The following is a 26,993-nucleotide window of genomic DNA, read 5'->3' on the forward strand; positions in this document are numbered from 1 at the left end:
CCGCAGTGCCTGAAGGTTTGCGAGGGCACGTGACTCGGTGGTTGATGGAAATCTCCCCGGGGGTATTCGTGGGGACGCTGTCCGCACGGGTTCGTGAACGCTTGTGGGATATTGTCACCGAGAACATGAAGACTGGGCGTGCCGTCATGGTCTATCGGGCGCGCAACGAACAGGGCCTGGAGTTCTTGACGTGGGGAGACCCCTGGAAGCCCGTCGACTTCGATGGGCTGACGCTCATGATGCGTCCCTACTACTCCGAGGGACGAGGCCAATACTCCGAACCTGATCCTGCGGCGCGTCAGTTGCGTAAGCGTCCTGCGATGAGTAACTTTCAGAAGAGGCGCAAAGCTCAAGGCTTTCCAAGATCTGACCGATCTGCGCGATAAAAACGCAGGTCAGAAAGTGTTTTCCCCGCGTGAGCGGGGATGAGCCGTGACCGAGATGCTCATCCCCGCCAAGTACAAGGTTTTCCCCGCGTGAGCGGGGATGAGCCCGGAAGTGTGGAAGGAAGGAAGTGTGCGGGGATGTTTTCCCCGCGTGAGCGGGGATGAGCCTTCGATCGCGCAGCCGTCGTCGAGGCGAACCGTGTTTTCCCCGCGTGAGCGGGGATGAGCCGCCGATCGACCTAGCCGCGTCCCGCCGCTCGCCGTTTTCCCCGCGTGAGCGGGGATGAGCCTCGGGACAACACAAGTATGTCCCGAAACCGGGAGTTTTCCCCGCGTGAGCGGGGATGAGCCCCCCGATCCCAGCGGGCATCACGCCGCCCACACGTTTTCCCCGCGTGAGCGGGGATGAGCCATGGGAACACATCGGCGCACTACGTGGCCAGCGGTTTTCCCCGCGTGAGCGGGGATGAGCCGGTTTTCCTCTTCTCTCAGGGCTTCTCGGCTCCGTTTTCCCCGCGTGAGCGGGGATGAGCCGGACCGCGCAACCAAGGCAAAGCTCATTCATTGGTTTTCCCCGCGTGAGCGGGGATGAGCCTCGCGCGGCGACCTCGATGCCTGCCTCGGTTTCGTTTTCCCCGCGTGAGCGGGGATGAGCCGCTAACGGATTCGCTGGGCGAAATCATCGACCAGTTTTCCCCGCGTGAGCGGGGATGAGCCTCGTCTCCTTCGACCCCGGCTCGTTCTGGGACAGTTTTCCCCGCGTGAGCGGGGATGAGCCCCCGCCAATGGCGTGCGCCGCATGAGCTCCCTCGTTTTCCCCGCGTGAGCGGGGATGAGCCCTGGGATGACGTCGAACCCGTCGACATCATATGGTTTTCCCCGCGTGAGCGGGGATGAGCCGTGGGTCGCAGAAATGCGCCGCACGCCCGTCGCGTTTTCCCCGCGTGAGCGGGGATGAGCCGCCAGCACGCAGCGAGGCATCAAGACCCCGCTGGTTTTCCCCGCGTGAGCGGGGATGAGCCGGTTTTCCTCTTCTCTCAGGGCTTCTCGGCTCCGTTTTCCCCGCGTGAGCGGGGATGAGCCGGACCGCGCAACCAAGGCAAAGCTCATTCATTGGTTTTCCCCGCGTGAGCGGGGATGAGCCTCGCGCGGCGACCTCGATGCCTGCCTCGGTTTCGTTTTCCCCGCGTGAGCGGGGATGAGCCGCTAACGGATTCGCTGGGCGAAATCATCGACCAGTTTTCCCCGCGTGAGCGGGGATGAGCCTCGTCTCCTTCGACCCCGGCTCGTTCTGGGACAGTTTTCCCCGCGTGAGCGGGGATGAGCCCCCGCCAATGGCGTGCGCCGCATGAGCTCCCTCGTTTTCCCCGCGTGAGCGGGGATGAGCCCTGGGATGACGTCGAACCCGTCGACATCATATGGTTTTCCCCGCGTGAGCGGGGATGAGCCGTGGGTCGCAGAAATGCGCCGCACGCCCGTCGCGTTTTCCCCGCGTGAGCGGGGATGAGCCGCCAGCACGCAGCGAGGCATCAAGACCCCGCTGGTTTTCCCCGCGTGAGCGGGGATGAGCCCCCAGCTGACCTGCAGGCTGAGGAGATGCTCTTGTTTTCCCCGCGTGAGCGGGGATGAGCCCCCGCCTGGGAGCCGATCGTCGTCGCGCGCCGCGTTTTCCCCGCGTGAGCGGGGATGAGCCTCGCCGCCGCATGGCTCGACGACGAGGGCGACCGTTTTCCCCGCGTGAGCGGGGATGAGCCCCCAGCTGACCTGCAGGCTGAGGAGATGCTCTTGTTTTCCCCGCGTGAGCGGGGATGAGCCCCCGCCTGGGAGCCGATCGTCGTCGCGCGCCGCGTTTTCCCCGCGTGAGCGGGGATGAGCCTCGCCGCCGCATGGCTCGACGACGAGGGCGACCGTTTTCCCCGCGTGAGCGGGGATGAGCCGAAGCCGAAGCCTTCCAGAAAGCGATCACCGACGTTTTCCCCGCGTGAGCGGGGATGAGCCGTACACCGTCGATGGTGACGGACGCCTCGGTGGGTTTTCCCCGCGTGAGCGGGGATGAGCCCCGCGTTGAATTGGCGCTCGCCGCGTACAACGCGTTTTCCCCGCGTGAGCGGGGATGAGCCGGAAGCCCTCAACCGTGAGCTCGCGCAGATGACGTTTTCCCCGCGTGAGCGGGGATGAGCCGCTCAACGGGCACGTCGATTTCTCACTCTCTGAGTTTTCCCCGCGTGAGCGGGGATGAGCCCGTTTCCAGGTGGTCAGGGTTATAACCGTCGATGTTTTCCCCGCGTGAGCGGGGATGAGCCGAACGGCGGCACGAGCATCGATCAGCTCGCAGGGTTTTCCCCGCGTGAGCGGGGATGAGCCCGAGAAAGGCCGCGCCGGCTGGCGCATCCCCGCGTTTTCCCCGCGTGAGCGGGGATGAGCCTAGATTCGGGGGTTATTTACGTGGGGTGAGTGCGTTTTCCCCGCGTGAGCGGGGATGAGCCCCGACGATCGCGCACATCATCACGTCGCCGTCTGTTTTCCCCGCGTGAGCGGGGATGAGCCGGCGACATCGGCGAAGCAGGACGCCAACTCATCGTTTTCCCCGCGTGAGCGGGGATGAGCCGTCAATAACTTGGTTGTGTGTTGTTGGTTACTTGTTTTCCCCGCGTGAGCGGGGATGAGCCGCGCGTCTACGCGCGCCTGGACGAACGCCTGTCGTTTTCCCCGCGTGAGCGGGGATGAGCCCACGTCGATGGGCGGCTCGCAGGACAACGGCAAGTTTTCCCCGCGTGAGCGGGGATGAGCCGGGCTGGTAATCGGCGGGGATCTGCGCGTGGAGGTTTTCCCCGCGTGAGCGGGGATGAGCCCCCGCATTTACCTACCAACAGGGCCGGGTTGTCGTTTTCCCCGCGTGAGCGGGGATGAGCCTCGATCGCGCGGGCGCTCGTGATGGTGTTGACGGTTTTCCCCGCGTGAGCGGGGATGAGCCGCTCTCGGCGCTCATCGACGGATCGGGACAAAAGTTTTCCCCGCGTGAGCGGGGATGAGCCGCCGCTGCCGCCTGGTTCGAGGCCAACCTCCCCGTTTTCCCCGCGTGAGCGGGGATGAGTCCCGCAGCTATCCGCGCGATTCGTCGAATGGATGGTTTTCCCCGCGTGAGCGGGGATGAGTCGGCGCGGCCCACGCACGCCTGGTACGTGGACAGGTTTTCCCCGCGTGAGCGGGGATGAGCCGCCGACGATCTCGGTCCCTTCGTGACGGAGTGCGTTTTCCCCGCGTGAGCGGGGATGAGCCGCCGACGATCTCGGTCCCTTCGTGACGGAGTGCGTTTTCCCCGCGTGAGCGGGGATGAGCCGCCAGATCGTGGTGCCCTTCTTCTTAATCAGATGTTTTCCCCGCGTGAGCGGGGATGAGCCGGGCGGCTGGGACTGGCTCAAAGACGCCGCCGACGTTTTCCCCGCGTGAGCGGGGATGAGCCGCCGCTCCACGTCAGCCGTCGCTTATCGAAGTCGTTTTCCCCGCGTGAGCGGGGATGAGCCGCGTGCCCGCAGCTGCGTCACGTTCGCGATACCGTTTTCCCCGCGTGAGCGGGGATGAGCCCCTCCACGAAGTAGCAACCGCTCTCCTGCCCACGTTTTCCCCGCGTGAGCGGGGATGAGCCGACACCCCGACGAGCGCCCTCGAGGCCGTGGATGTTTTCCCCGCGTGAGCGGGGATGAGCCTGCCCCCGGCCCCACGTCTTACGCCGGCAACATGTTTTCCCCGCGTGAGCGGGGATGAGCCCTTGTCGGTCGCATCTGACGCGGCCAAGGCCTCGTTTTCCCCGTGTGAGCGGGGATGAGCCGTCCTGCCCGTCATCGGGAACCTCCTCAACCAGGTTCTCCCCGCGTGAGCGGGGATGAGCCCCTCCACGAAGTAGCAACCGCTCTCCTGCCCACGTTTTCCCCGCGTGAGCGGGGATGAGCCGACACCCCGACGAGCGCCCTCGAGGCCGTGGATGTTTTCCCCGCGTGAGCGGGGATGAGCCTGCCCCCGGCCCCACGTCTTACGCCGGCAACATGTTTTCCCTGCGTGAGCGGGGATGGGCCGTACTGGCCGATCGGTGGGCAGGATTATGCGATGTTTTCCTCGCGTGAGCGGGGATGAGCCGGCCACAAGGCAGTTCAGGACCAGGATCATGACGTTTTCCTCGCGTGAGCGGGGATGAGCCGTGCACGATTCCGGTGGTTGTCCCTGTCGTGTAGTTTTCCCCGTGTGAGCGAGGATGAGCCCGGCCGTTCAAGGAGTGCCAGCCCGACGAGCGGGTTTTCCCCGCGTGAGCGGGGATGAGCCCTCGCCTTGACGCCAGGGGGTGACGATGAAGGTGTTTTCCCCGCGTGAGCGGGAATGATCCCGAGCCGCCTACCTTGGTAAAGCCCAGCTCAGCGTCTTCCCCGCGTGAGCGGGCATGAGCCGTATGGTCCGATCACCATCGACGGGGTTAAGCAGTTTTCCCCGCGTGTGCGGGGGTGAGCTGGACGACTGGCGTGAGCTCGCGGTCGAAACACCGTTTTCCCACCTGAGCGGGGATGAGCCCGGCACCAAGCGTATGAGTGGGCTGGTAGCCTAGTTTTCCCCGTGTGAGTGGGGATGAGCCCATGGCCGGGCCCACGCCCTCCGTGAGTGCAACGTTTTCCCCGCGTGAGCGGGGATGAGCCCCGGGTGCTGTCAGCCAGGAGCGTGAGCTCCTCGTTTTCCCCGCGTGAGCGGGGATGAGCCCGCCGCCCGCAAGGCCATTGGCGTGCCCTACGTGTTCTCCCCGCGTGAGCGGGGATTAGCCCGCACATGCCGACCCTGTTCGCACGGGCACAAGGTTTTCCCCGTGTGAGCGGGGATTAGCCCCCGACACGCCAGCCCCGAGCCGATCGCACAGGGTTTTCCCCGCGTGAGTGGGGATGAACCCACCATGGGCGGCTTCTTAAACGGCTTAGGGAAGTTTTCCCCGCGTGAGCAGGGATGAGCCTGTGTCAGGCTGGGGGATACCCCGGTTATGGGCGTTTTCCCCGCGTGAGCGGGGATGAGCCGGACTTGGCGCGGCGCTCAACGGCGACCCGCAGGTTTTCCCCGAGTGAGCGGGGATGAGCCGTACGAACCGGGAATGATGGCGAAGCTGCTCCCGTTTTCCCCGCGTGAGTGGGGATGAGCCGTACTGGCCGACTGGTGGTCAGGATCATGTAACGTTTTCCTCGCGTGAGCGGGGATGAGCCCGACAACGGCGGTGGTCGATGGGTTGTGCCGGCGTTTTCCCCGCCCGCGCGGGGATGAGCCGAAGAAGAGCGGCGGGGATAAGTGGCTCCTCATGTTTTCCCCGCCCGCGCGGGGATGAACCACTGGGTATCAAACACCAGTCCCTGTGGTACACGTATTCCCCGCTACCGCGGGGTTCTCCAGTGCGCCGTTGGTGTGCATACCCACCGGAATAAACGACAACGAGCCTTGCGCTTCCTAGTATCTCTGCCGTATCCTGCTCGGCTACCTAACACACGGATGAAGGAGAAATAAGGATATGAACGAGGCACAGGTGACGGACTTGGGTGCTGGTGAGGCGACGGAGATGCAGCAGGACGCAAGCGAGGCAACGGCGACGTAGCAGGGCGCGCGCGGGGCGGCTCAGACGCGGATTCGCGCGTACATCACGCACGTGGGCAGCGAGTATCGCAAGGACGTCACCTCGGGCACCTGCGAGCTCTGCATCGTCGACTGGAGCGCCCGCATCCGCGACATCTCCTTCGAACTCACGGACGTCGACACCGGCGCCACGTGGCAGGCAACCACCCCACCCTTCACGTCTGCCGGTGGAACGACATCTGGGAGATACGCGTGAACCCCTTCCACCTCTCCAAAGCCCTCGCCCACGTCACCCTCGTCGTCGATACGGACCGCCTGGACGATGCAGACGGTCGCACTCTCATCGCGCTCGGCATCCTCGAGGCCGTTGAAGCCTGCACCCGCTCCTCCGAGATGGTCGAGTGTCTCGACGGCGCCTACATCCACGACGACGACTGGGACGAGGAACAACTCGTCCTCAAGCCCTGGCCCGCCGCAAGATGACTCTGACGAAGGGTAGAAGTCCTTTCGGCGGTGCTTGGGCAGGCGCAAACAGTCGCGCACACGTTCGTCGAAAAATGGTCATCCAAACGCGCACGCACACAGTCAATGCCTGTTGCGCTCGTCACTGTTCCTCAGGAGCTCTCTATCTCTCACTCCTGTGAAACATCCTGTGTAAATGGATGCGCCCACGCGACCGCTCGCCGCCGGTCTCCACCTCACTCTCCCGGAGTCTCGAGCCTCGCGTGGGCGCGTTCGCGTAAGACTCAGCCCCGACCTCGTGATCAGAGGTCGCGGCTCTTGTTGGGCAGGAAATTGTCTGGCATCACCTTTTCGCTCAGTTCTGCTAGTGGTGTAGGCCGCGCGTTCCGCCTTGCTGTCGGGATCATGGAGCGTGACCTGTTGATGACTGGTGGTGGGTAGGGTTTTGCAGCATTAGGAGCTGGCTGTCGGCGTGTCGCCGGCGTGTCGTGCTCCTAATGGTGCAATTCCGCCTGTTGGGTGGTGGTGAGGCTGTGGCGGCAGGTCTCGTGGTCTCCAGAAATTTCGCATGCAATTCCCGTGAGCATATTTCAAATTATGCAATCTAATCGTTGATATTCTGCTATTTTTGGGGTTGGGCCGATTCGTGCTGTGGGGGAATTGCATGCGAAATTTGTCTGGTGGCGCGTGTTGGTCGCGCGTGTGCGGAGCTGTCGGGTGCGCATTCCTCCAACCGGCCCCTGTCCCAGGCGAAGCTCATGGGCAAAACAAAAACCCCGAAGCAAAAGCTTCGGGGGCTTGCTGGTGGCTCCGACCGGCGTCGATCCGGTGACCTTTCGATTTTCAGTCGAACGCTCTACCAACTGAGCTACAGAGCCAAGACCTGAACCAAAAGGTCTGGTCGGCGACCCCGACGGGACTTGAACCCGCGACCTCCGCCGTGACAGGGCGGCGCGCTAACCAACTGCGCTACGGGGCCTTACAACAGGTAAGACCTATTGAATTGTTCCAATCACGATTGCGACCGGTGGTACCCCCAACGGGATTCGAACCCGTGTCGCCGCCGTGAAAGGGCGGTGTCCTAGGCCGCTAGACGATGGGGGCCTGCTTGGCCGTCGAACTGGCGTCCGAAGACGGGAGATAGTTTAGGCAGAACGCGCGCGGCACGTCAAAACGAAATTAAGTGACAGCTAACACATTACCGAAAAACGTTGCAATTGTGCGGAATTCCCAGGATTTCATCAGCTGTCCGACCTAGGCTTGATGCATGACTATGACACCAGCACTCGGTGCCCTCGCCCAGGTTTCGGACGCCCTGACGCGGGCGGCCGCAGACGCGCAATCAGGAGCGGAGGCCGCCGTAACCACGACCATCGACCTCACCCTCCTGATTCTCGGCCCGATTATCGGTGCCTTCGTGGGTGTCGTCGTCTCGGTCCTCCTCTCCGCCCTCTTGCGTAAGGCCCTCGCAAAGGCAGCCACGGCCTCGTCGATCCTGGCGCGCGTGCGCCGCCCGGGCCACTTCACGTTCGCGGCCTGGGGAGCGTGGGCGGGACTCGGCATCGCCCTGGTCAACCCCCACCTGTCCGACTGGAACGGCACGTCGATCACGACGTTCCTCATGCACGTGCTGCTCATCGTCGCCCTCGCCTGCCTGACCTGGATGGCGTACGCCGCCGCGTGGGTCTTCGAGGACGCCGCCAAGGCCCGCCAGGATTCTGACCAGGGACGCTCGCGTCGCTTTGAGACCCAGGCCCAGGTGCTGCGCCGCCTCACCCAGTCGATCGTCGTCGTCGTGGGCGTGGTCGCCATCATCAGCACCTTCGAGGTCGCCCGCCAGGCCATGACCACCGTCCTGGCCTCCGCCGGCGTGATCTCGGTGATCTTCGGTCTCGCCGCCCAGCAGACCCTCGGCAACGTGTTCGCTGGCCTGCAGCTAGCCTTTACCGACGCGATCCGCGTGGGCGACGTCGTCGTCGCCGGCGAGAAGAAGGAAACCGGCTCCGTCGAGGAAATCACGCTCTCCTACGTGGTCGTGCGCATCTGGGACGAGCGCCGCCTCATCATCCCGTCGCGCTACTTCACGCAGACGCCCTTCGAGAACTGGACGCGCCGCGCCGCCGCCCAGCTCGGCACCGTCGAGCTCAAGCTCGACTGGTCCGCGCCCATGACCCTCATCCGCGCCAAGGTCGAGCAGCTCCTGACCGCCACCGACCTGTGGGATGGTCGCACGTGGGGCGTGCAGATCACGGACTCCGACGAGTACACGGTCACCGTGCGCGTCCTCGTCTCCGCGAAGAACTCCGGTCACCTCTCCGACCTGCGCGCCTACATGCGCGAGCAGCTCATCTCGTGGATCGTCACCGAAGAGCCGTGGGCGCGCCCCGCCCAGCGCATCGAGCCGCGCCAGACCGTCACCGTCGAGCAGGACATGAGCCGCGAACGCATCGCGCGCCTGGCCGCCGAGCTCGCCGGGATCTCCGGCACGAACGAGGCCGTGGCCGCCACGGGCACGTCGGCTTCCCACGCGGGTACGCCCGCGTCGGCCGGCGAGCAGTCCGGCGCCGCGACGGGTGGCGCCGCCTCCGCGATCTCCGCGTCCGCCGCCACGGCTGCCGCCCCGAAGGACCCCGCCCACGCCGCGCGCATGGTCGCCGCCCGCCGCAAGGCCAAGCGCGCCCGCCGCCGCGCCATGGCCGACCGCCAGCGCGAACTCGCCGAGGGCGGCCCCAGCACCTCCCGCGACGAAACCCAGGTGATCTCCAAGAGCGCGCTCCGCAAGATCATCGAGGCCGCCGGCAACGCGAACCCGCAGCTCACTCAGACCCTCACCACAACCTCCATCGGCCGAGGCGAACGCTTCTTCTCGGGCTCCGCCGAGGCCGAGGAACGCGCCGCCGCCCTCACGGGCCCGGGTGAAGAGGTCTACGCCGAGCGCGAGGCCGAGGCCCGCCGCGCCCAGGAGCGCCGCGAGGCCCACAAGCGCCGCGAAGCCGATGCTCTCGACCCCGCGGCAACCCTTGCCCTGGCGGCCGTTGGCGTTGAGCCGGTGGTTGCTGGCAATGAGGCGCCCGACAACGAGGAGCCCGACGCTGCTCAGGATGTGGCCGCTAATTATGCGGCCGCCGAATCTGCTGCCGCTGGATCCGAAATCGCTGACGACCAGACCGAGGGCGTAAAGCCTGAGGCCGACGCGCAGTCCGCCGATGGCTCTTCCGCTGAGGAACAGGCCACCGACGTGCAAGCTGCTCCCGCGCAGGGTGAGGCCCCCGCCGACGCTGCCACCGATGCTGGCGCATCCGCCGATTCCGGCGACTCGCGCGCCGTCGATTCGCAGGAGGGCAGCGCCCCCGTCGAGGACGCTGAACCTGAGGGCGCACCCGCCCCCGACGCACCCGAGGAAACGGGCGACGAGGAGGAGGCCCAGGCCTCGTCGGACGTCGAACTGTCCGCGGACGAGCAGGAGACGACGCCGATCCCCGCGCGTGAAACATCCGTGAAACATCCCGTGCAGGTGCCCCCGCCCGTGCGCACGGGCCGACCCGTCATGACCGACACAGTCCAGGCGATCGCGCCGGCGCTCGTGCCGCCGCCCGCGCCGACCCCTGCCGAGATGGCCGCATCGCGCGCGCCCGAGGACGAGGCCGACGAGCCCGCCGTCCACCCCGGCTGGTACGCGGTCGCCGAAGAGGCCCGCCTCGACGCGGAAACCCGCCCCACGCCCACGGTGAAGCACGCGCGCGTGTCCATCATGGACTTCTTCCCCGCCGTTGCCCCCACCGGCGCCGAGGCTAACGTCCTGCGCGCCGTCACCGGCCAGATCCCGGCCATCGAGCCCCCGGAACCCAAGCCCGAAAACGCTGAGTCTGCGGTGGCCGAAAAGGCCGCGACCGATGAAGCCGCGGCGCCCGAGAGCGCGCCCGCGGAGGACGTGGCCCCCGAGGTTGAGGCGCGCGAGGCCAAGGCTGCGGAGAACGACGCCGCCGACGGACCCACTGCCGACGAGACCGCCGTCATGGATCCCGTGGAGGCAGCAGAGGCTGGCGCGCTCGACTCGGACGCCACGCAGGTCCTGCCCTCGGTCGACGAGCCCGTGGACGAGACCCTCGTGATGCTCGCTGCGGACATCGCCGAGCCGGCTTCTGAGGCCGCGAAGGCTGCGGAGGCCGCCGCGACAGACGTCTCTGCGGCGGAAGAGGAAGCCCCGAGGAACAAGGAGCCCGCCAAGAAGACGGCCTCCACCAAGACCGGCGCGAAGAAGGCTCCCACGAAGAAGGCAGCCACCAAGAAGGCCACCGCGAAGAAGCCCGCCGCCAAGAAGGGTGCCGCCAAGAAGGCGGCTCCCAAGAAGGCAGCAGCAAAGAAGACCTCCAATGCAGGGCCCTCCACCAATGAGTGATGGGGATAGGTGAACGGGCCCCGGCCTCGTCAATGAGGTCAGCGCGAGGAAAACGGACCGCCCGGGCCCGTGCACACATGTGCGTGGGCGCGGGCGGTCCGCGACAATAGAGGCGTGACCGCTCCCGATCCTGCCTCCCGCAATGAGATGCCCGACCTGAATCCTGCCCCTGACCAGCAGGCCGTCCTCGACCCGCAGGATGCACCCGACCAGAACGATCCCCCCGGCGGGCACGTCACTGGCGCCGACCATGCTGCCCTCGCTGCCAGGCTCGTTCTTCCGATCATCGGTATTGCTCTGGCCGGAACGATCCTGGGTGTCGCAACTCCCATCACCATTGCGTGGATGATCCTGGTCCCTGCGGCGATCGTCCTCCTCGTATGGAAACGGCCCTGGCGTCAGCGCCTCGACCTGCGTGGGCTGGGCATTGCCGTGCTCGTTGGGCTCCTGGAAGTCGGGTACGCCAGCCTCGTCTTCTCGGCGATGAACCATCTGCTCGTAGGTACCGTTGCGGTGTTCTTGATGACCATCATCATTCCTGTTGGTGTGGTCCACGGGCGGGGGAAGCTTCGCTTCCTCAGCTTGGCTCTCGCCCTGGCGGGGCTGGTCGCGTTCGTGAGCCAGGCACCCCCGAGCACCGTTAACGGCAATGTGCAGCAGGCGAGCATGATGGCGAGTATCTTTGCTGGTCTCTCCCTGTTGCTCCTAACGGCGGTGCAGGCTGCCGTACCGCGCCTCGGCTACGACCGCGGCACGATCCGCGGGGTGGGACTCACGATCGCCGCCGCGGGATTTGGTGTGTGGGACGCCGTCTCCGGTGTAATTCCCGCCCTGACCGGGTCTTTTATCGCGGTCATCGTTGCGGTAAGCCTCCTGATGTTCATCATTCCCGCCGTGCTGCTTCGCGTCGGCGATCAAGGGGCATATACGCGAACTGCAGCCCGCTACAACGCCTTCTACCCCGCAGTTGCGATGGTTGTCGGTGGCATCGTGCTCGGACAGGTTCCCAGCGTCCTCGATCTCCTCGGTCTCGCGCTCGTCACCGGCGCGCTCTGGATCATGTCGGGCGTGACGATCGTTCCGCGGCGCCTCTTCGGCAAGCGCGGGTCCGGAGCGGTGACCGCGGACTGAGCCCCCGCCTCGTCGATCGAGGCGCGCAAGGAAAGCGGCCGCACGCGTGCGAGGGCGCGGGCGGCGCGGGACAATAGATCCATGAACGCAACTGATCCCGCTGCCCGCACCGACGCCGAGTGGAAGAAGCTCCTGAGCCCCATGCGCTACCACGTGCTGCGCGAGGCCGGCACCGAGCGCCCCTTCACCGGTGAGCTCCTCGATGAGGCGCGCGTCGGCACCTACTCGTGCGCGGCCTGCGGATCCAAGCTCTTCGACTCCGACGCGAAATTCGACTCCTCCTGCGGGTGGCCCTCCTTCTTCCAGGCGCACGACGGCGCGACCGTCGAGAGTGTCGACACCAGCCACGGCATGATCCGCACCGAGGTGCGCTGCGCGACCTGCGGCTCCCACCTCGGCCACGTGTTCCCCGACGCGCCCGACCAGCCCACCGGCATGCGCTACTGCATGAACTCGGCGGCCCTCACCTTCGCGCCCGCCCAGTGAACGCGCCCGCCCAGTGAACGCGCCCGCGCAGCGCCCCGTCACCGACCGCATCCCGCCCCAGCTCTACATCGTCGGCTCTGGCCTCATCCAGTACGTGGGCGCGGCTCTCGCGGTTATTGCCTTCGCGTCCGTCGAACCCGCCTCCGTCGCCTGGTGGCGCGTCCTGACCGGCACGATCGTTCTCCTCGCCTGGAAGCGCCCGTGGCGCGGCGGCCTCACGCGCTCCGACCTGGCTATTTCCGCGCTCTTTGGCGTCATCATCCTGACGATGAACTCCTCGTTCTACGAGTCGATCGCGCGGATCCCTCTGGGGACCGCCGTGTCTATCGGGTTCATCGGCCCGGTTGCCGTCGCCGTCATACGAGGCCGTGGCTGGCGGCCGCGCATTGCCGCTGTCCTCGCGTTCGCGGGGGTGGCGTGCATCGGCGGGCTCGCCCTCGACCTCAGCGTGCCGAGCGTGCGCGTCGGCGTCGCCTGGATTCTCCTTGCGGCCCTCGCCTGGTCGGCTTACATCGTCGTCGGGCAGAAGGCCTCGACCACGCGCGACGGGGTCACGAACCTGGCGCTCGGATGCGCGTGGGGTACCCTGTTTTTCGCGCCCATCCTCGGGCCGGGCGCGATGGCACCCCTAGCCTCGTGGAAGCTGATCGCCATCGTCGTCGGGGTGGGCCTCCTGTCCACCGCGATTCCCTACACCTTCGAGGCGCTCGCGATGCGGCGCCTGGCGGCGTCGACCTTCGCGCTGTTTGCCGCGATCCTGCCGGCCACCTCCGCCCTGGTCGGGGCCGTCATGCTCCGTCAGATCCCCGGCGTCTTCGAGCTGATCGGTCTGGTCCTGGTGTCGGTCGCGGTCTGGCTGGCCTCGCGCGATTAAGGGTTTTCGGCGGGGCACTTTCCCGGTTTTCTGTGCCGGTGTGTCCGCGCCATCCCTCAGGTGCGCGTCAGTGCGGCCTAACGCCTGCCGATGTGCCGGCGGTCGGATGCGCGCACGTTGCGATGTTACAAACGTCGTCAAACCACCCCGTTTTTCAAGGGGGTTTAGCGCTCCTTGTTACAAACGTCGTCAATCCGAGCCCGAAATCGGCTTTTTCTGGCGTTTTAGCCCGCGGATTGACGACGTTTGTAACATACGGGGTCGGAGACGCGTTGAAAATGCTGCGGATTGACGACGTTTGTAACAACAGCCGGGCGCGTCGGCCTTTCGAGGGGTTCCTATGGGTTTTGTCCTGGGGTGTTGAAGCCCCTCAGTCGAGGTTGAGCTGGCGGGGCGTGTGCTTGCCGCCGCGGGCGATCACCCAGAACGCGAACCATGCACCGGCGGAGCCGACGATCATGACGAGCACCATCGGCACGGCGCTGTCGCCGCCCGAGGTCGCCAGGGGAGCGGCGATGCCGTTCGCGATCGACTGGAACACGCCCATGACGGACGAGGCCGTGCCCGCGTGCTCGCGCGCCTCGCTCATGGCCTGCGCGGCCGAGTTGCCGAAAATGAACGCGTTCGCCGTCATGACCAGCGCGAAGCCCATGCACGTGAGAATCAGCGGCAGGTCGAGGAGGAAGATCGAGATCGCGAGTGTCACCACGCCGGTCGCGGCGATCGTGAGGCCCGTGATGATGAGCGTGCGCGGCGTGAAGTGCGAGATCAGGCGAACGTTGACCAGAGCGAATCCGGTCGACAGCAGCGCGTTGAACGCGAACACCCATGCGAAAGCCATGGGGGACAGGCCCAGCGGGCCCTGCAGCACGTAGGTGGCGTTCGAGATGTAGCCGAACATGCAGAAGCTCGAGAAGGCGTTGGTCAGCATGAAGCCCACGAAGGGGCGGATGCGTACGACCTGAACGAGGCCGTGGAAGAACCGTGGAATACCGCCGGGGTGGCGGCGCTCCTCGGGCAGGGATTCGTGTACGACGAACCACGCGAGGGCCGCCATGAGCAGCGTGAAGGCGGCGAGCGCCCAGAAGACGACCCTCCACGTCGCGTGCGTGATGATGAACGCGCCGAGGACCGGGGCGAGCATCGGCGCGAAGCCGACGATCGCCTGGAGGAGGCTCATCGCGCGAGCCAGCGTCTTGCCGTGCGCGACGTCGACGAGGATCGCGCGCGCCACCGAGGAGGCGACGCCGCCGCCGAGGCCCTGGAAGACTCGGCCAACGAGGAGCACCCAGATGTTGGGCGTGAACACGCAGATCATGGAGCCGACGAGGGCGATGATGCCGCCTGCGATGATGGGGCGGCGGCGGCCGATCTGGTCCGAGATGGCGCCGCCCAGGACCTGGCCGGACGCGTAGCCCACGAAGAAGGTTGTGAGAGTGAACCCGAGCATCGTCGAGTTCGTCGCCAGGTCCGCCGTGATCTGCGGGAACGCGGCTGAGTACATGTCGGTCGCCATCGGGGGCACGGCGTTCTGTACGGCCAGCGTGATCAGCAGGGCAACCGTGAGCGCCCCGCCGACGATCCCGCCGCGGTCCTGGGTGTCGTGACTCGTCATGATGTGATTGTGCACCCTCGGGGGCGCAAAATAGACGACTCGGTTGAATATTTGATGCATCTCGCACGTCGCAGGCGGTGACGTGCACACATGTGCACTGGCTGGCAGCGCTCCTTCCGCGCGAACGGCTCGACCGCGCTCACTCCTCGTCGTTGCTCGCCTCCAGCGCGTCCGCCGCGGCCTCGATCTCCTCGCGCGTCGGGCAGGAGGCCGGCCCGACGACCGTCGTGGACAGGGCGCCCGCGCAGTTGGCGAGGAGGAGTGCCTGCTCGGTGGGAATACCCTGAGCGAGGGAGGCCGCCAGGACTCCGGAATGCGCGTCGCCCGCGCCGTTCGTGTCGATCGCCTTGACGCGAGGCGTCGGGACATGGATCACGTCCTCATTGCGGGCATTCGGGGCTGTCCCGGCGGGGAGCACAAAGTATGCGCCCTCGGCTCCCGCGCGCACGAGAACGGGGCGATCCAGCACAGCGAGCACCCCTTGAGCCACCTCGCGAGGCTGGTCGCATCGGTTGCGAACGCTCGCATGGCCTCTCTGGTGAACGATCTCCTGAGCCTCCCTGTGGTTCATCGAGACGATGACGTCGTCAGAGGGCAGTCCCTCCGGGATTCCAATGACAGGGGAGACATCCAAGACGACGTGTACGCCCTCGGGGAGGGCGCGCAGCGCTGCCTCCGCAGCCTCGCGGTTCGCGGGGTGGTCCATCAGGTAGCCGTCAACGTAGAGCACATCCCCTGGATTCATCGTGCGCACGAAGTCTGCCCACGCGCTCGCGGGTGCCATCGTCTCGGCGCCCTTTGTGGAGATGAAGGTGCGCTCGCCCGTGCGGTCCGTGAACGCGATGCAGAACCCGTTGTCAATGCCCGTCACGCGAGGCCCGAGGTCAGTGATCCCCTCGTGCGTCAGCGCCGCTTGGATGAGAGAGGAGTAGGGGCCGTCGCCGATTGGGCTGAGGGAGACGGCCTCGGCCCCCATGCGCCGCGCCGCCACGAGGGCGTTGAAGCCGCCGCCCACGTGCATTCCCTCGTCGATGGCCCACACGTCACCACCCGGCGAGGGCAGAGCCTCGCCGCGCACGGCGAGGTCCACGAGGATCTGCCCCATGAGGACGACCCGCCCGACAGGACCGTTCCCGTTGGTTGAACCGCGACCGCAGGGAGGCGTCGGTTGTGCGTCCGGAATTGGATGGGTGGTATCAGAGAGCGGAATCATGCTGTTTCTCCTCAGTTGGATGTCGCATCATCGGAGACGTGCACCCGCCGTTCGACGAGGCGCTCGGCCAGGGGAGCTATGCCCGGGTGGGAAACCCTCTCGATGGTGGCGAGGTCGTCGGGAGAGAACATCGTGATGCCGCAAATCGCCCCTTGAACGGCGCTGGAAATCGCCGCGATCAAACTTGTCTCCCCGCCGAGGATAGCGGCGTTGGTAGCGGCGAAGCGTGATTCGCTCTTGTCAACGAGTGCGAAGGCAGCAGGAACCGACTGCGTCGGATCCGCAGACGTGCCGATCGATTCGCGCAGGCGCTCGTATATGTCGTCACCGAAGTGGAGGACAATGCCAATCGCCTTGCACGTCGCTTGCAGCACGTCAGGCCCGCTGCTCGCGGAACCATGCGGGGGAAGATCGGCCACGTAGTTGATGACTTCTTGCAGGAAAGAAACGATTCCACTGGCCCTGTAGTTTTTCTTGTCAATGCCCAACGAGATTGCCGCGGCGACGAGAGCGGCGGCCTGGAACTCCTGCCGGGTGAGGTTCTCGTTTCCGCAGGCCTGCCACACGGCCTCCGCGAAGGCCTCGGGATCTGTCGTCACGGTCGCGATGCCCACCGGAATAGCGCGCAGGACGTAGCGAGAACCCGCCAGCTCATCACCCGCACGGTCCTTGGCCTCGCCCCTGAGAGGGGAGGTGCCTTCCGAGAGTAGCGCCGATGATGACGCGAGAACCTCGCTCGTGACAGCAGTGAGTGTTCCCGCGGGTGCTCCTGGCATCGCGGGGTGCGAGGTGGGCGCATCCTTCAGAGAGGAAGACCGATGGTAGAGCTCCTGAACCTGCTCCGTCGGCATACCCATAGCGGGAATGCCGATTGCGTCGCCGAATACGACTCCCGCCAGGGCCCCGAGGGCGCGGGCACGGCGCTCCAGCTCAACATCGTCTCGCTCTGGCAGGGCGCGAGCCGAGGCCTCGATCTGTTCGCGCGTGGGGCACGAGGCCGGACCGGGCATCGTCGAGGCCAAGGCCCCCGCGCAGTTTGCAAGGATGATGCTTCGCTCTATTGCGTTCCCCTCAGCGAGGGCGGACGCGAGGGCTCCCGTCCAGACGCTGTACGCCCCGTCGTGGTCGGTGGACACGACGGTAGGGGCATGGAAACGGGTTCGTGGCTCGCTCGCCTCGTCCGTCGCGTGGCGCGGTCGCGCGAGGAAGGACTCGTACGTCATCGTGCTGATGAGCGCGGAACGATGGAAGAGGGACAGGATGAAGCTCGCGGCGTGAGCAGGGACGCGGGAGGCATCGAAGGCAGTGCGATCAGACATAAAGCGCATGCCCAAGGGCTCCACCGACCCCTGGTCCAGCACCATCAGCACGTTATCGTTCGGAAGAGAACGCGGACCGATGAAAGCTCCCGACACGTCCAGGACGACGCGCACGTGACGGGGGAGGTGGGCCAACGCATGCTCGGCCGCCGCTAGAACAGGCGGGTTGTCTTCGATGCTCGCGTCGATGTAGAGCACGTCGGAGCGACCCAAAGTGCGGATGACCTCGTCCCATGCGTCCTCGGGCATGCCGCTGATCCTGGCGTTCTTATATCCCCCGGCCTGCGTGGTGACGGGTGAAGCAAAGCCGTTGTCGCACCGAGTGACGCGCGGACCCGCGTCGATGATCCCTTCGCGTGCCAGGGCATCAGCGATGATCGAGGCCCGGGGACCCTCGCCGATCGGACTGAGGGAGACGACCTCCACCCCCATGGCGCGTGCTGCGCGCATCGCCGGGAAGGGGCGTGCGAGGTGGACGCCCTCACGGGTCGACCACTCAGCGCCTGTGGGAATGCGCTCATCTTTGGTACGTCGGTCGAATCGCAGCATCAGTTCAGACATGATGATGACCCGGCCAGACGACGCCCCTGCAGCGTTGGAATCCCGCGGTTCATCGGCGCTCTGGTCATCGGCATCGGCGCGGGTGGACGCACCAGATTCAGACGCCTCGAAGGGGGAAGGGTCACGCCGGGGCACGCGCGGAATGGCGTCGCCCAGCGCTCGACGGATCCAGTCGATGGGAGCCGGAGGGTACAGTTCGAGGAGCTGGCCGGCAATCCCCAGCCAGTCCACGTGAACGTCCTCAGAACATTGTGCGAGATCGAGATCCGAGAGTACTCCGCTGGGTGCAAAGACCCCAGAAAGCGTCTCCGCAACCGCCTCGCACAGCGCCGGTGAGCCGCTCAACGCGAAGCACTTCGAGGCCTCGTCGGCGCCTTGTGGAGAGGCGGCCAAGAAGAAAGCGAGCGGAACGATCCGGCTGGAGGGAGTGCAGTCTGACAGCGTTTCCTGAAGTACAGGCGTGGGCGACGAGCGCAGATCCGATTGGGTATTGGCAACCGCCTTCAGGGTGCGCTGGGCCACCTCGAGCACGTCCGCGCCGCCGTCTTCTTCGCCGCGCGGGGACACCGCGCTCACGACATCAACCGCGTCCCACAGGGTGTCGATGTGGGAGCGACGTTGGGTATTGATGCCGATGGACACCGCAGCAGCAAGAAGTGCGGCGGACTGGAACTCGTTCCGGTTCGTGCACCCGCACGCAAACCATACGGTCTCGGCAAAGGCCTCGAGGTCGACCGTCGACAGTGCGATGCCGACCGGAATCGCACACAGGAGGCGAGCATCCGCGCTCGCGGCGGGGGTTGACCAACGTCCGGAGCGAATGCTGCGCAGGCCGTCTGGGGCTTTCATGAGTCGCGTGGCAACGGCTATCGCCGATGTTACGACCGCGCCGACGGGCCTGTTGGGCACCTCGAGCGTGGCCGAATGTGCTGCGTCTGCGCGGGCCAAGCCTGCCAGCGCACCAAGAGCGTAGGGGAGTCGTAGATCCATTCTCGTTTCTCCTTGTCAGGCCTGATCGCGGCTCTTTAGTCCAGTGGCCGCCGTCTCGATAGCGTCTCGAGCGGACAGTGAGGTCAGGGTCCCCAGAGCAGCCGCGCAATTGGCCAGCAGGACCCCTCGTTCGGCACTCATGCCCAGCGCGAGGCAGGCTGCCAGCGTTCCGGAATGAACGTCCGCCATTCGCTCGGCCCTGACCGTTGGGCTGAACGGAGGTCCCGGAACCCGCGTGAGAGAAGGGGACAGAATGCGGGCGTCATCCAGCGTGGGGCGAACGAACAGCGCCTCGTTGTCGGCGTTGCGCAAGACGATGTGGCGTTCGCTGAGCAGGCAGAGAGCTGTTGCCTGATGCTCGGGCCGGTCGTTGTAACGCGCGAGAGAAGAATCCACGCCGAAATGCTCCCTGAATGTCGTATGGTTGCCGACTCGTAGCGACACGAGAACATTGTCGAGGGGGAGATTGCCGGGGACGCCCTCGTCCGATGCCCCGTCGAATACGACGCGCACGTGTTCGGGAAGTCCTCGTAGGGCCTCGTTCAAGGCTTGTGCCGTGGGCTCGTGTCCCATGAGAGCCCCATCGATCCACAGGATGTCCGAGGGACCCAAGGCCTGGAGGGATTCCGCCCACTCGCGCGATGCCAGGGAGGGAAGTGGGGTGGTCGTCGAGAGGGTCATATGCCAGTCGCTATTGGTCCCGCGCAGGATCATGCGGTACCCCTCGTCGGCAGAGAACTGGAGGCGGTATCCGTTATCCACTCCGCTCAGGTGAGGGCCCGCGTCGATGATGTTCATACGTCGCAGGGCCTGCGCGATGATCCGCGCGTTGGGCCCCTGCCCGATTGGGCACAGCGAGACGACCTGAGCGCCCATGTGGCGAGCCGCCTCCATGGCCCTGTAACAACCTCCCGCGGTCCACCCGCGGTCCGACGCCCACACGTGTTCCCCGAATTCTGGGTACTTGTGCCCGTGCATGATGTGGTCAGCGAAGAGTTCGCCGAGGAAAACGACGCGTCCGAGCTGAGCGTCGGCGCGGAGCGCCTTGAGGGATACGTGTGGGGCTACGGAGGGGAAGTAGCGTTGGCGCGTGTTCTCGCCAGAATCGGTGTCCTCGAACGAGGAGGGGCCCGACGGTGCGATCGGGCACGAGGGCCCGTCAGGGACGAGGGGATCGCCCGGGTAAGGGACCCGGCAGGAGAGAATTCTCTTCGCGTTCTCATTCGGATCAAATCGGAGGGATTCCTCGACCATGCGTGCCCCGTAGGAGCGTAGGAAATCTGCGCCCCGCACCGCTCCGACCAGGGCGCATGCGGTGGAAAGGATTGTGCTTGAGTGAACCCCTAGCCGAAGGGGAGAGGTCAGGATGCGGCGGTCCTGGTAGCGGGAGGCCAGGGCGAAGGTCATGGGAACGATCTGCGAGAGCGAATCGCCCGCACCGATCTCCTCGACGAGACGCTCAAGGGGCGACTCGGCGCTTGCGTTCATGTCGCTGACGATGTTCATTGCCCTGCGCGTCGCGGCTACGACGTCAGGCTCCGGGCTCCACTCTCCGCGTGGCTCCAACGACGCAGCGACATCGATAGCGCGGACCAGGGTGTCTTCGACGCTAAGGTTCGGGCTGTCGAGGCCGAGCGAAACAGCTGCTGCGACCAGTGTTGCCGCCTGAAACTCCCGGCAATGTGGTTCCTCGTCCTCGCAGTAGTTCCATACGGCGTCTGCGAAGGCCTGCCGGCCGCAGGTTGACGTGTATGAGCCAGCCTGGGCGGCGTGGACCAGCAGCTGAGCCAACCGGTGGGATGACAACTTCATGGAGGGGAACGAGGGCTTTTCTGCGGAATTTTGGAGCCTCAGCAGCGCGAGGATGCGCTCGCTGAGGCTTGCCGCCTCGTTGCCGTTCTCGACCAAGGTATCCATCGTGAGGACGTGGTCGAAAGCGAATCCGATCGTGGGCCCCTGGGCGCGGTCAAGACGTGGGTCCATCGTTCAGTCCTCCTGCTCGGCCAGTGCGTCTGCTGCGGTCTCGATCTGGGCTCGGGGTGGGCATGTTGCGGGCCCCGCTGCGGTTGATGCCAGGGCTCCCGCGCAGTTGGCCAACAGGAGCGCCCGTTTGAGGGAGACCCCTTGCGTCAGGCAGGCGGAGAGAACGCCTGAGTGGGCATCGCCAGCGCCGTTGCTGTCGACGGCCCGGATTCTCGGGGTTGGGATATGGAAGGTGGGCAGAGCATCCGAGGGGGCATACGGTGCGAAGTAAGCGCCGTTCGCATCCTTATGGACGAGTACGTCGCGGTGAAGTCGCGAGGCCAACGTTGTTGCCGCGTTATCTGCTGGCGTCCAGGAGAGAAACTGTCGTTCCTTCTCTGGAATCCTGGTCCACAGAACCTGCGATTCCTCGTAGTTCATGGAGATGATGGCGCTCGAGGGCAGTCCGTTCGGGATACCGATGGTGGGGGAGACGTCGAGGACGACTCGTACGCCCTCGGGCAGGGCGCGCAGGGCATTCTCTGCGGCAATCCTGTTGGCAGGATGATCCATCAGGGACCCATCGATATACAGCACATCCACGGGGTGCAACGAGCACACATAGTTTGCCCATACGTTCTCAGGTGCCATCGCCTCCGCGCCCTTCGTCGCGATGATCGTGCAGCTGCCGTTGCGCGCAATGAGCACGGTGCGCATAGCGTTGTCGCAGTCTGGAACCCGCGGGCCTGCGTCGACGATTCCCTCTCGCTTGAGGGCCTCCTCGATCAGCGAGGCGTTCGGGCCGTCACCGATCGGGCTGAGGGAGATGGCCTCGGCTCCCATGCGGCGAGCGGCCACGAGGGCGCTGAAACCAGCCCCAACGTGTATGCCCTCATCTGTGCCCCGCCCAGAGCCGCCGCCGTATATCGGCCCGGTGCCCTGCAGGACCCGGTCCACGAGGATCTGGCCCATGAGGACCACGCGGCCCGCGGGGGAGGCAGGCGACGAGGTGGGGGCTGGCTCCTCCGGAGAAGTGACGCCGCGCGAAACCTCGGGCCTGGCGTCTGAAGAGGCATCCGTTGCAGCGTCCTCCGGGCGCCCGACAAGCGCCTGATCGCGCAGCGCCAGGAGATCCCCGGCGACGCTGGACAGGCCGAGGTGGGAGATCTCCTCGATCATCGAGAGGTTGTCTGTGGGGAGAACCTCGACCCCGAGGGCCGCGCCCAGGATTGCGCCCGCGATCGCGCCGATTGTGTCGGTGTCCCCGCCGATGTTGGCGGCGTCCAGGAGGGCCTGCGGGGAGGGATCTCGCGCGAGCAGCGCGAAGGCCATAGGGATCGCGTGCGCCGAGGCCACGGATGTTCCCACCTGTTCGACGAGGCATTCCAGGGATGAGGAGGCGGGGTTGACGGCCAGCTGCATGGCCCTGCGCGTCGCGGCAATGACGTCCGGGTCTGGGGTCCACGCGCCGCGATCGGGGAGGGAATCGACGTAGGTGAGGGCCTTCCACAGCAGGCCCCTCAGATCCAGGGATGGTGAGCGCGTCGCGTCAATACCCATGGATACGGCTGCCGCCACGAGGGCAGCCGACTGGAAGCCCTGTCGCGTCGCGTGCGTGACCCGGCACGACGACCACACGGCCTCGGCGAAGGCCTCCGGATCCTCCGTCGAGACCGCAATACCGATCGGGGTGACGCGCATCGCCGCGCCGTTTGTGGTGCCCTCGCCGCCTACGGTCAGCGGGTCCTCGCCCGCGCGCACGCGCTCGAGTGCCGCCTTCGTTGAGGGGCCCAGCAGGTCGAGTGACCCTCGCTCGATCATTGAATCCTCCCAGGCCAGCAGGGCGTGGGCGAACTCGACCGCATTGAGGGCAACGCGACCCGAGGACGAGCCCCGGCTTCGTATTAAGAGGGACGCGACCAGCAGCGCCTGTTCCGTGTCGTCCGTGACCGACCCCGCCGGCATCCCCGGCGCGTAGGGCTGGGAGGCGTCGCCGTCGACGAGGCCGGTGATGCGCCCGTACACCGCGCGGATCTGCGCAGGTGACATCTCCTGCGTCGGCATGCCCAGCGCGTCTCCGAGCGCCAGGCCGGCCAGGGCGCCATGCGCGTGAGAAAGACGAGGATCCATGCTGCACCTCCAGCGCGGGCGCGCGCCCGCAGATAGCGTGAACGCCCCGGAAAATCCCGAGGCGACCAGTAGGCCCAGGGGGACTCGAACCCCCAACCTACGGATTAAAAGTCCGCTGCTCTACCATTGAGCTATAGGCCCAGCAGCCCCATTGTAGGAGGAAGAAGTCCACATGGCCCAATCGAAGATGCCGCGACGCCCCGCCATGCTTGACGCCGCCAGGGCTGACGCCATCATCGGCGACGAAGACCCCGCGGCCAGCGCCGCCGTCGCCCACACCGCCGCCTGGGCCCTCATGGGCGTGGGCGACGAGACCTTCACCGACGCCGACGTGGCTCGCCTGCGCGAGACCGTGCGTACTAGCGGGGTCGACACGATCGCGCACGTGTGGTCGCGCAGCCCAGAGTTCACCCTCCCCGGCGCGCTGTGGCGCGTCTACCTGCTGCACGAGTGGTACCACCGTGACCCTCTCCTGGTGGCCGAGCGCTACGCCGAGGGCTCGCGCGCGCCCATCATCCAGGGCCTCGAAGCCCCCGTCGAGCTGCGGCCCCTGAGCCTCATCATGGAGGAAGTCGACTCGCTGCTGCGCGGCGACCTGACCGACGACGACCTCGAATACGTGCTGGGCGAGGCTTCGCGCGCCATGCGCGTGCTCGCCGCCGGCGAGGCCGGGGCCCTGTGGATCGAAGACCCCGCCGACCCGCTCGCCCACCGCGTCACCATGCGTCACTCCGCGCTGCTGGTCACTGCCGACGAACTCGATGTCGCCGCGCGCGAGGCGGCCGTCGGCACCCTCGACTGACCCCGCGTTCGCTGCGTCGTTGCTGATCTCGGCGTACCCTGGACGGCCTCGTGGAAGGCCCGAACCGGGGTGACGTGGCGCGCCCACCAGGGCACGGGCGCGCGCGGGCGACTACCCTTGTCCCTATGCGTCCGATGCCAGCCCCCCGCCCCCAGCGACTCGTTCGCTCTGCGGGCGCGCTTGTCTGGCGCTTCACGGACCCCGAGCGCGTCGCTGTCCCCGGCGAGTCCATCGACCCAGCGGACATCGAAGTCCTCATGGTTCATCGGCCGCGCTACCACGACTGGTCCTGGCCCAAGGGCAAGACCGAACACGGTGAATCCCTCGTCGCCGCCGCCGTGCGTGAAGTCGAGGAGGAAACAGGCCAGATCATCACGCTCGGCGCGCCTCTGACGACCCAGCGCTACCGCCTGGGTGGCGGACAGACCAAGGAAGTCCACTACTGGGTGGGCACCCCCGTCCCCGCCGGTCACGCGTCCGAGCGCCTGCGAGCCCCCGTCGCGCGCGCCCCGCGCACCGAAATCGACCAGACCGCGTGGACCTCGCCCGAGCGTGCCGCCGACATGCTCACGCGCCGAGGCGACCGCCGCCTCCTCGCCGACATCGTCGCCCGCGCCCGCGAGGGCCGCCTCGTGACAACCACGCTCCTCGTCCTGCGTCCGGGGCAGGGCCTTACTCCGCGCCTCGACGAGGCCGGGGGCGCCCGCGCGACCGCCTCTCCTTCCGCTTCTTCCGGCGGTTCCGCGGCACCTGCTGAGGCAGCGGCTCCTTCCAAGCCTCGCCCCGCGCCGACCCCAGCGATGGTGGCGTCGGCCGCGGCCAGGAGGGCCGCCCAGGTGGAGCAGGGCTCGGCGAAGAAGGTTGAGACCGCGCCGGAACCCGTCGACCCGCCGCTCAGCCGATTCGGCGTGCGCCAGGCCTTCGACCTCATCGACCTGCTCTCGAGCTTCGGCGTGGCCCGCGCCTTCGCGTCGCCGGCAGCCCGCTCGCGCCAGAGCCTCACCCCGTGGGCGTCGATGGGCGGGGGCTCGGTGACGCTCGTCGAGTCCCTCGACTTGGCCGTCTCCGGTCCGGACGCACAGATCGACGGCGAGGCGCGCCTCGGACGCGTCCGCGCCTTCGCGGCCGAGCGCCTGCGCGAGCACGCGTCCCCCACGGTCCTGTCGGTCGCGGGAACGGCTCGCGACGCCATCATCGAGGAAATCCGCGCCTACGCGTCGGCTCCCGTCGCCGGCGGCGAGGCGCCGTGCCTGAGGCACGGCCAGGTCCTCGTCGCCCACGTCGAACACGCCGGTGATTCCCTGACGGTCGCCGCCCTCGAAACGCACGGCGTCACCACGAAGGACCCCGCCGCCCGCGCGCGCAAGGCCTCCAAGAAGCACTGAGGCGGCCCGGCATAAGCCGAGCCGCCTCCTCTCCATCCGCGAGGCAGCGGTGTGGAAGAGCGGCCTTCGATAAAGAGTGATCCGCATCGGTCGCATTCGCAGTAGATAGAACGTAAAAGTATCGGGTGGTGTGCGACCTAAGGTCACACACCACCCGATGACGTTCGGAGGGTCGACGGACCCTACAGGCCCGACTCCTTCACCGACGAGGTGAGCTTCGAATGATCCAACGGACGCGCCAGGCACACGATCGATCGATCGTTTTGCGCCCACGAATCCTTCGTCGGGATCATCCACGTTGCGTCGAGCGACGAGGTCAGGTAATCCGACCCCACGTACGCGTCGAACGCGGAAATGCACTCGGTCTCGGCCTGCCGGTTGAGCGCCTCGGCGCCCGGGAAATCCCCGTCCGGCGCGGACGCCAAGGCGAAGACCTCAGCGTCGTGCTCGCCCGTGCAGCTGGTCTTATCGATCGTCGTCGCCGTGGTCGCGCTCTTATCCTCCGGCAGGAGGATGCACTGCCCGACTCGCATGTGCATGACGGACGAATCCGAGCATGCCGCGAGCGGGGCGGCGGCAAGAGCCACTACCGCAGCTGTCACGACGAAGCGACCACGCATCAGTGAACTCCCAGAGGCAGCGCCACGACGAGGTACACGATGCCTGACACCAGGGCGGCGGCCGGCAGGGTGAGGAACCACGCGATGACGATGTTGCCCGCGACGCCCCAGCGAACCGCCGAGAAACGCTTCGTGCAACCCACACCCATGATCGCCGTCGACACGACCTGCGTCGTCGAGATGGGGGCGTGAATGACGTAGGAGCACAGGTACAGGATCGAGGAGGACACGGCCTCGGCCGTGAAGCCGCGAGCCGGATCCAGGTCGATGATCTTACGGCCGATCGTACGCATGATGCGTCCGCCGCCGGCCATCGTGCCCAGCGAAATCGCCAGAGCACCCGAGACCTTGACCCACAGCGGCACGTTCATCTCGCCCGTGATGGGATCGAGGATGTTGTGGTGCTCGCCGTAGCCGCCGGCCAGCAGCGCCATGACGATGATGCCCATCGTCTTCTGCGCGTCCTGGATGCCGTGGCCCAGAGCCATGGCCGCCGAGGAGAAACGCTGAGCGGCGCGGAAGCGGCGCATCGTGCGGTGATACTGCGCCTTGCGCAGCGCCCACAGCACGATCTTCATGGCGATGTAGCCGATGACGAAACCGATGATGGGGGAGGCGAACATCGGGATCACGACGTGGCTCATGATGCCCCACCAGTGCACGACAGTGCCGCTCATGAGGCCCGCGCCCACCATGCCGCCAATGAGGGCGTGCGAGGAGGACGAGGGGAGTCCGAACCACCAGGTGATCAGGTTCCAGATACAGGCGCCCAGCAGGGCGGCCAGGATAATGACCAGGCCCTTTTGCTGCATCTCCACCATGGGAGACTCGGCATAGTCGCTGATCGAAATAATGCCTTTGCCGACAGTCTTTGCGACGGCCGTGCCCATCATGGCGCCGATGACGTTCATCGCTGCGGCCATGAGGAGCGCCGCGCGAGGAGTCCACGCGCGCGTCGACACGGAGGTCGCGATCGCGTTCGCCGCGTCGTGGAAGCCGTTGGTGTAGCTGAAGAACAGCGCGACGGCGATGACGACGCAGACGAGGATCAGATTCAGATCCACGG

16 protein-coding genes, 4 tRNA genes and 1 CRISPR repeat array are annotated in these 26,993 nt (G+C 66.4%); of the genes, 9 read left to right on the top strand and 11 right to left on the bottom strand.

Going from position 1 to position 26,993, the window contains the following annotated elements:
• The first annotated feature begins 29 nt into the window (after window positions 1-29).
• The 3 genes from cas2e (at window position 30) to FOC40_RS02230 (ending at window position 6,461) form a co-directional block, all read left to right on the top strand.
• Entirely contained in the window at window positions 30-386 is a 357-nt protein-coding gene (cas2e, locus tag FOC40_RS02220; RefSeq protein WP_419555131.1) for a type I-E CRISPR-associated endoribonuclease Cas2e, read from the top strand.
• An 18-nt stretch (window positions 387-404) separates the two neighbouring features.
• A CRISPR array of direct repeats spans window positions 405-5,739; the repeat unit is 28 nt; unit sequence GTTTTCCCCGCGTGAGCGGGGATGAGCC.
• Between the two features lie 312 nt (window positions 5,740-6,051).
• Window positions 6,052-6,234, top strand: coding sequence for a hypothetical protein (locus tag FOC40_RS02225; RefSeq protein ID WP_039929645.1), 183 nt, complete (start codon window positions 6,052-6,054; stop codon window positions 6,232-6,234).
• Window positions 6,231-6,461, top strand: a complete 231-nt coding sequence (locus FOC40_RS02230; RefSeq protein WP_039929644.1) for a hypothetical protein — start codon at window positions 6,231-6,233, stop codon at window positions 6,459-6,461. Before FOC40_RS02225 ends, FOC40_RS02230 begins: the two co-directional genes overlap by 4 nt.
• A 781-nt stretch (window positions 6,462-7,242) precedes the next feature.
• On the opposite strand, the gene FOC40_RS02235 is transcribed toward FOC40_RS02230, so the two are convergent.
• From FOC40_RS02235 to FOC40_RS02245, 3 genes are all read right to left on the bottom strand, one after another.
• Window positions 7,243-7,318 (bottom strand) — tRNA-Phe (locus tag FOC40_RS02235).
• 27 nt (window positions 7,319-7,345) lie between these two features.
• Window positions 7,346-7,419, bottom strand: a tRNA-Asp gene (locus tag FOC40_RS02240).
• A gap of 49 nt (window positions 7,420-7,468) precedes the next feature.
• Window positions 7,469-7,544: transfer RNA gene (locus FOC40_RS02245), tRNA-Glu, on the bottom strand.
• 163 nt (window positions 7,545-7,707) lie between these two features.
• Between FOC40_RS02245 and FOC40_RS02250 the strand changes: the two genes are divergently transcribed.
• The 4 genes from FOC40_RS02250 to FOC40_RS02265 all read left to right on the top strand — a co-directional run bounded on the left by FOC40_RS02250 (window position 7,708) and on the right by FOC40_RS02265 (window position 13,330).
• Window positions 7,708-10,839, top strand: a complete 3,132-nt coding sequence (locus FOC40_RS02250; protein WP_155844108.1) for a mechanosensitive ion channel domain-containing protein — start codon at window positions 7,708-7,710, stop codon at window positions 10,837-10,839.
• 114 nt (window positions 10,840-10,953) lie between these two features.
• Window positions 10,954-11,970, top strand: a complete 1,017-nt coding sequence (locus FOC40_RS02255) for a hypothetical protein (RefSeq protein ID WP_196773359.1) — start codon at window positions 10,954-10,956, stop codon at window positions 11,968-11,970.
• Between the two features lie 81 nt (window positions 11,971-12,051).
• A complete protein-coding gene (gene msrB, locus FOC40_RS02260) occupies window positions 12,052-12,456 on the top strand; it encodes a peptide-methionine (R)-S-oxide reductase MsrB (RefSeq protein ID WP_003795901.1) in 405 nt (134 codons plus the stop codon).
• 13 nt (window positions 12,457-12,469) lie between these two features.
• A complete protein-coding gene (locus FOC40_RS02265; protein WP_003795899.1) occupies window positions 12,470-13,330 on the top strand; it encodes an EamA family transporter in 861 nt (286 codons plus the stop codon).
• 370 nt (window positions 13,331-13,700) lie between these two features.
• Here the strand turns inward: FOC40_RS02265 and FOC40_RS02270 are convergent, their stop codons facing one another.
• From FOC40_RS02270 to FOC40_RS02295, 6 genes are all read right to left on the bottom strand, one after another.
• Window positions 13,701-14,945 carry a multidrug effflux MFS transporter gene (locus FOC40_RS02270; RefSeq protein ID WP_039929672.1) on the bottom strand — a complete coding sequence of 415 codons (1,245 nt, stop codon included), beginning with the start codon at window positions 14,943-14,945 and terminating at the stop codon, window positions 13,701-13,703.
• Between the two features lie 139 nt (window positions 14,946-15,084).
• On the bottom strand, window positions 15,085-16,158 hold the full coding sequence (locus tag FOC40_RS10820) for a PfkB family carbohydrate kinase (protein ID WP_331251208.1): 1,074 nt from the start codon (window positions 16,156-16,158) through the stop codon (window positions 15,085-15,087).
• A gap of 11 nt (window positions 16,159-16,169) precedes the next feature.
• A complete protein-coding gene (locus FOC40_RS02280; RefSeq protein WP_003795894.1) occupies window positions 16,170-19,028 on the bottom strand; it encodes an ADP-ribosylglycohydrolase family protein in 2,859 nt (952 codons plus the stop codon).
• 15 nt (window positions 19,029-19,043) lie between these two features.
• Entirely contained in the window at window positions 19,044-21,011 is a 1,968-nt protein-coding gene (locus tag FOC40_RS02285; RefSeq protein WP_003795891.1) for a hypothetical protein, read from the bottom strand.
• Between the two features lie 3 nt (window positions 21,012-21,014).
• Complete coding sequence (locus FOC40_RS02290) at window positions 21,015-23,120, bottom strand: PfkB family carbohydrate kinase (protein ID WP_003795889.1); 2,106 nt, start codon at window positions 23,118-23,120, stop codon at window positions 21,015-21,017.
• Window positions 23,121-23,189: 69 nt separating this feature from the next.
• Window positions 23,190-23,261, bottom strand: a tRNA-Lys gene (locus FOC40_RS02295).
• 31 nt (window positions 23,262-23,292) lie between these two features.
• Here FOC40_RS02295 and FOC40_RS02300 point away from each other — a divergent pair.
• Window positions 23,293-23,922 carry a hypothetical protein gene (locus FOC40_RS02300; RefSeq protein WP_003795887.1) on the top strand — a complete coding sequence of 210 codons (630 nt, stop codon included), beginning with the start codon at window positions 23,293-23,295 and terminating at the stop codon, window positions 23,920-23,922.
• A 134-nt stretch (window positions 23,923-24,056) separates the two neighbouring features.
• The gene (locus FOC40_RS02305; RefSeq protein ID WP_003795885.1) at window positions 24,057-25,307 is read left to right on the top strand and encodes an NUDIX hydrolase; all 1,251 of its coding nucleotides are present in this window, start codon (window positions 24,057-24,059) and stop codon (window positions 25,305-25,307) included.
• Between the two features lie 182 nt (window positions 25,308-25,489).
• Here FOC40_RS02305 and FOC40_RS02310 read toward each other — a convergent pair whose 3' ends face one another.
• A complete protein-coding gene (locus FOC40_RS02310; RefSeq protein ID WP_003795883.1) occupies window positions 25,490-25,927 on the bottom strand; it encodes a septum formation family protein in 438 nt (145 codons plus the stop codon).
• Entirely contained in the window at window positions 25,927-26,991 is a 1,065-nt protein-coding gene (locus FOC40_RS02315; RefSeq protein WP_003795881.1) for an inorganic phosphate transporter, read from the bottom strand. The genes FOC40_RS02310 and FOC40_RS02315 overlap by 1 nt, the downstream gene beginning before the upstream one ends.
• Window positions 26,992-26,993 lie beyond the last annotated feature (2 nt).

Origin of the sequence: Schaalia odontolytica (assembly GCF_009730335.1) — a bacterium.
Taxonomy (GTDB): domain Bacteria; phylum Actinomycetota; class Actinomycetes; order Actinomycetales; family Actinomycetaceae; genus Pauljensenia; species Pauljensenia dentiphila.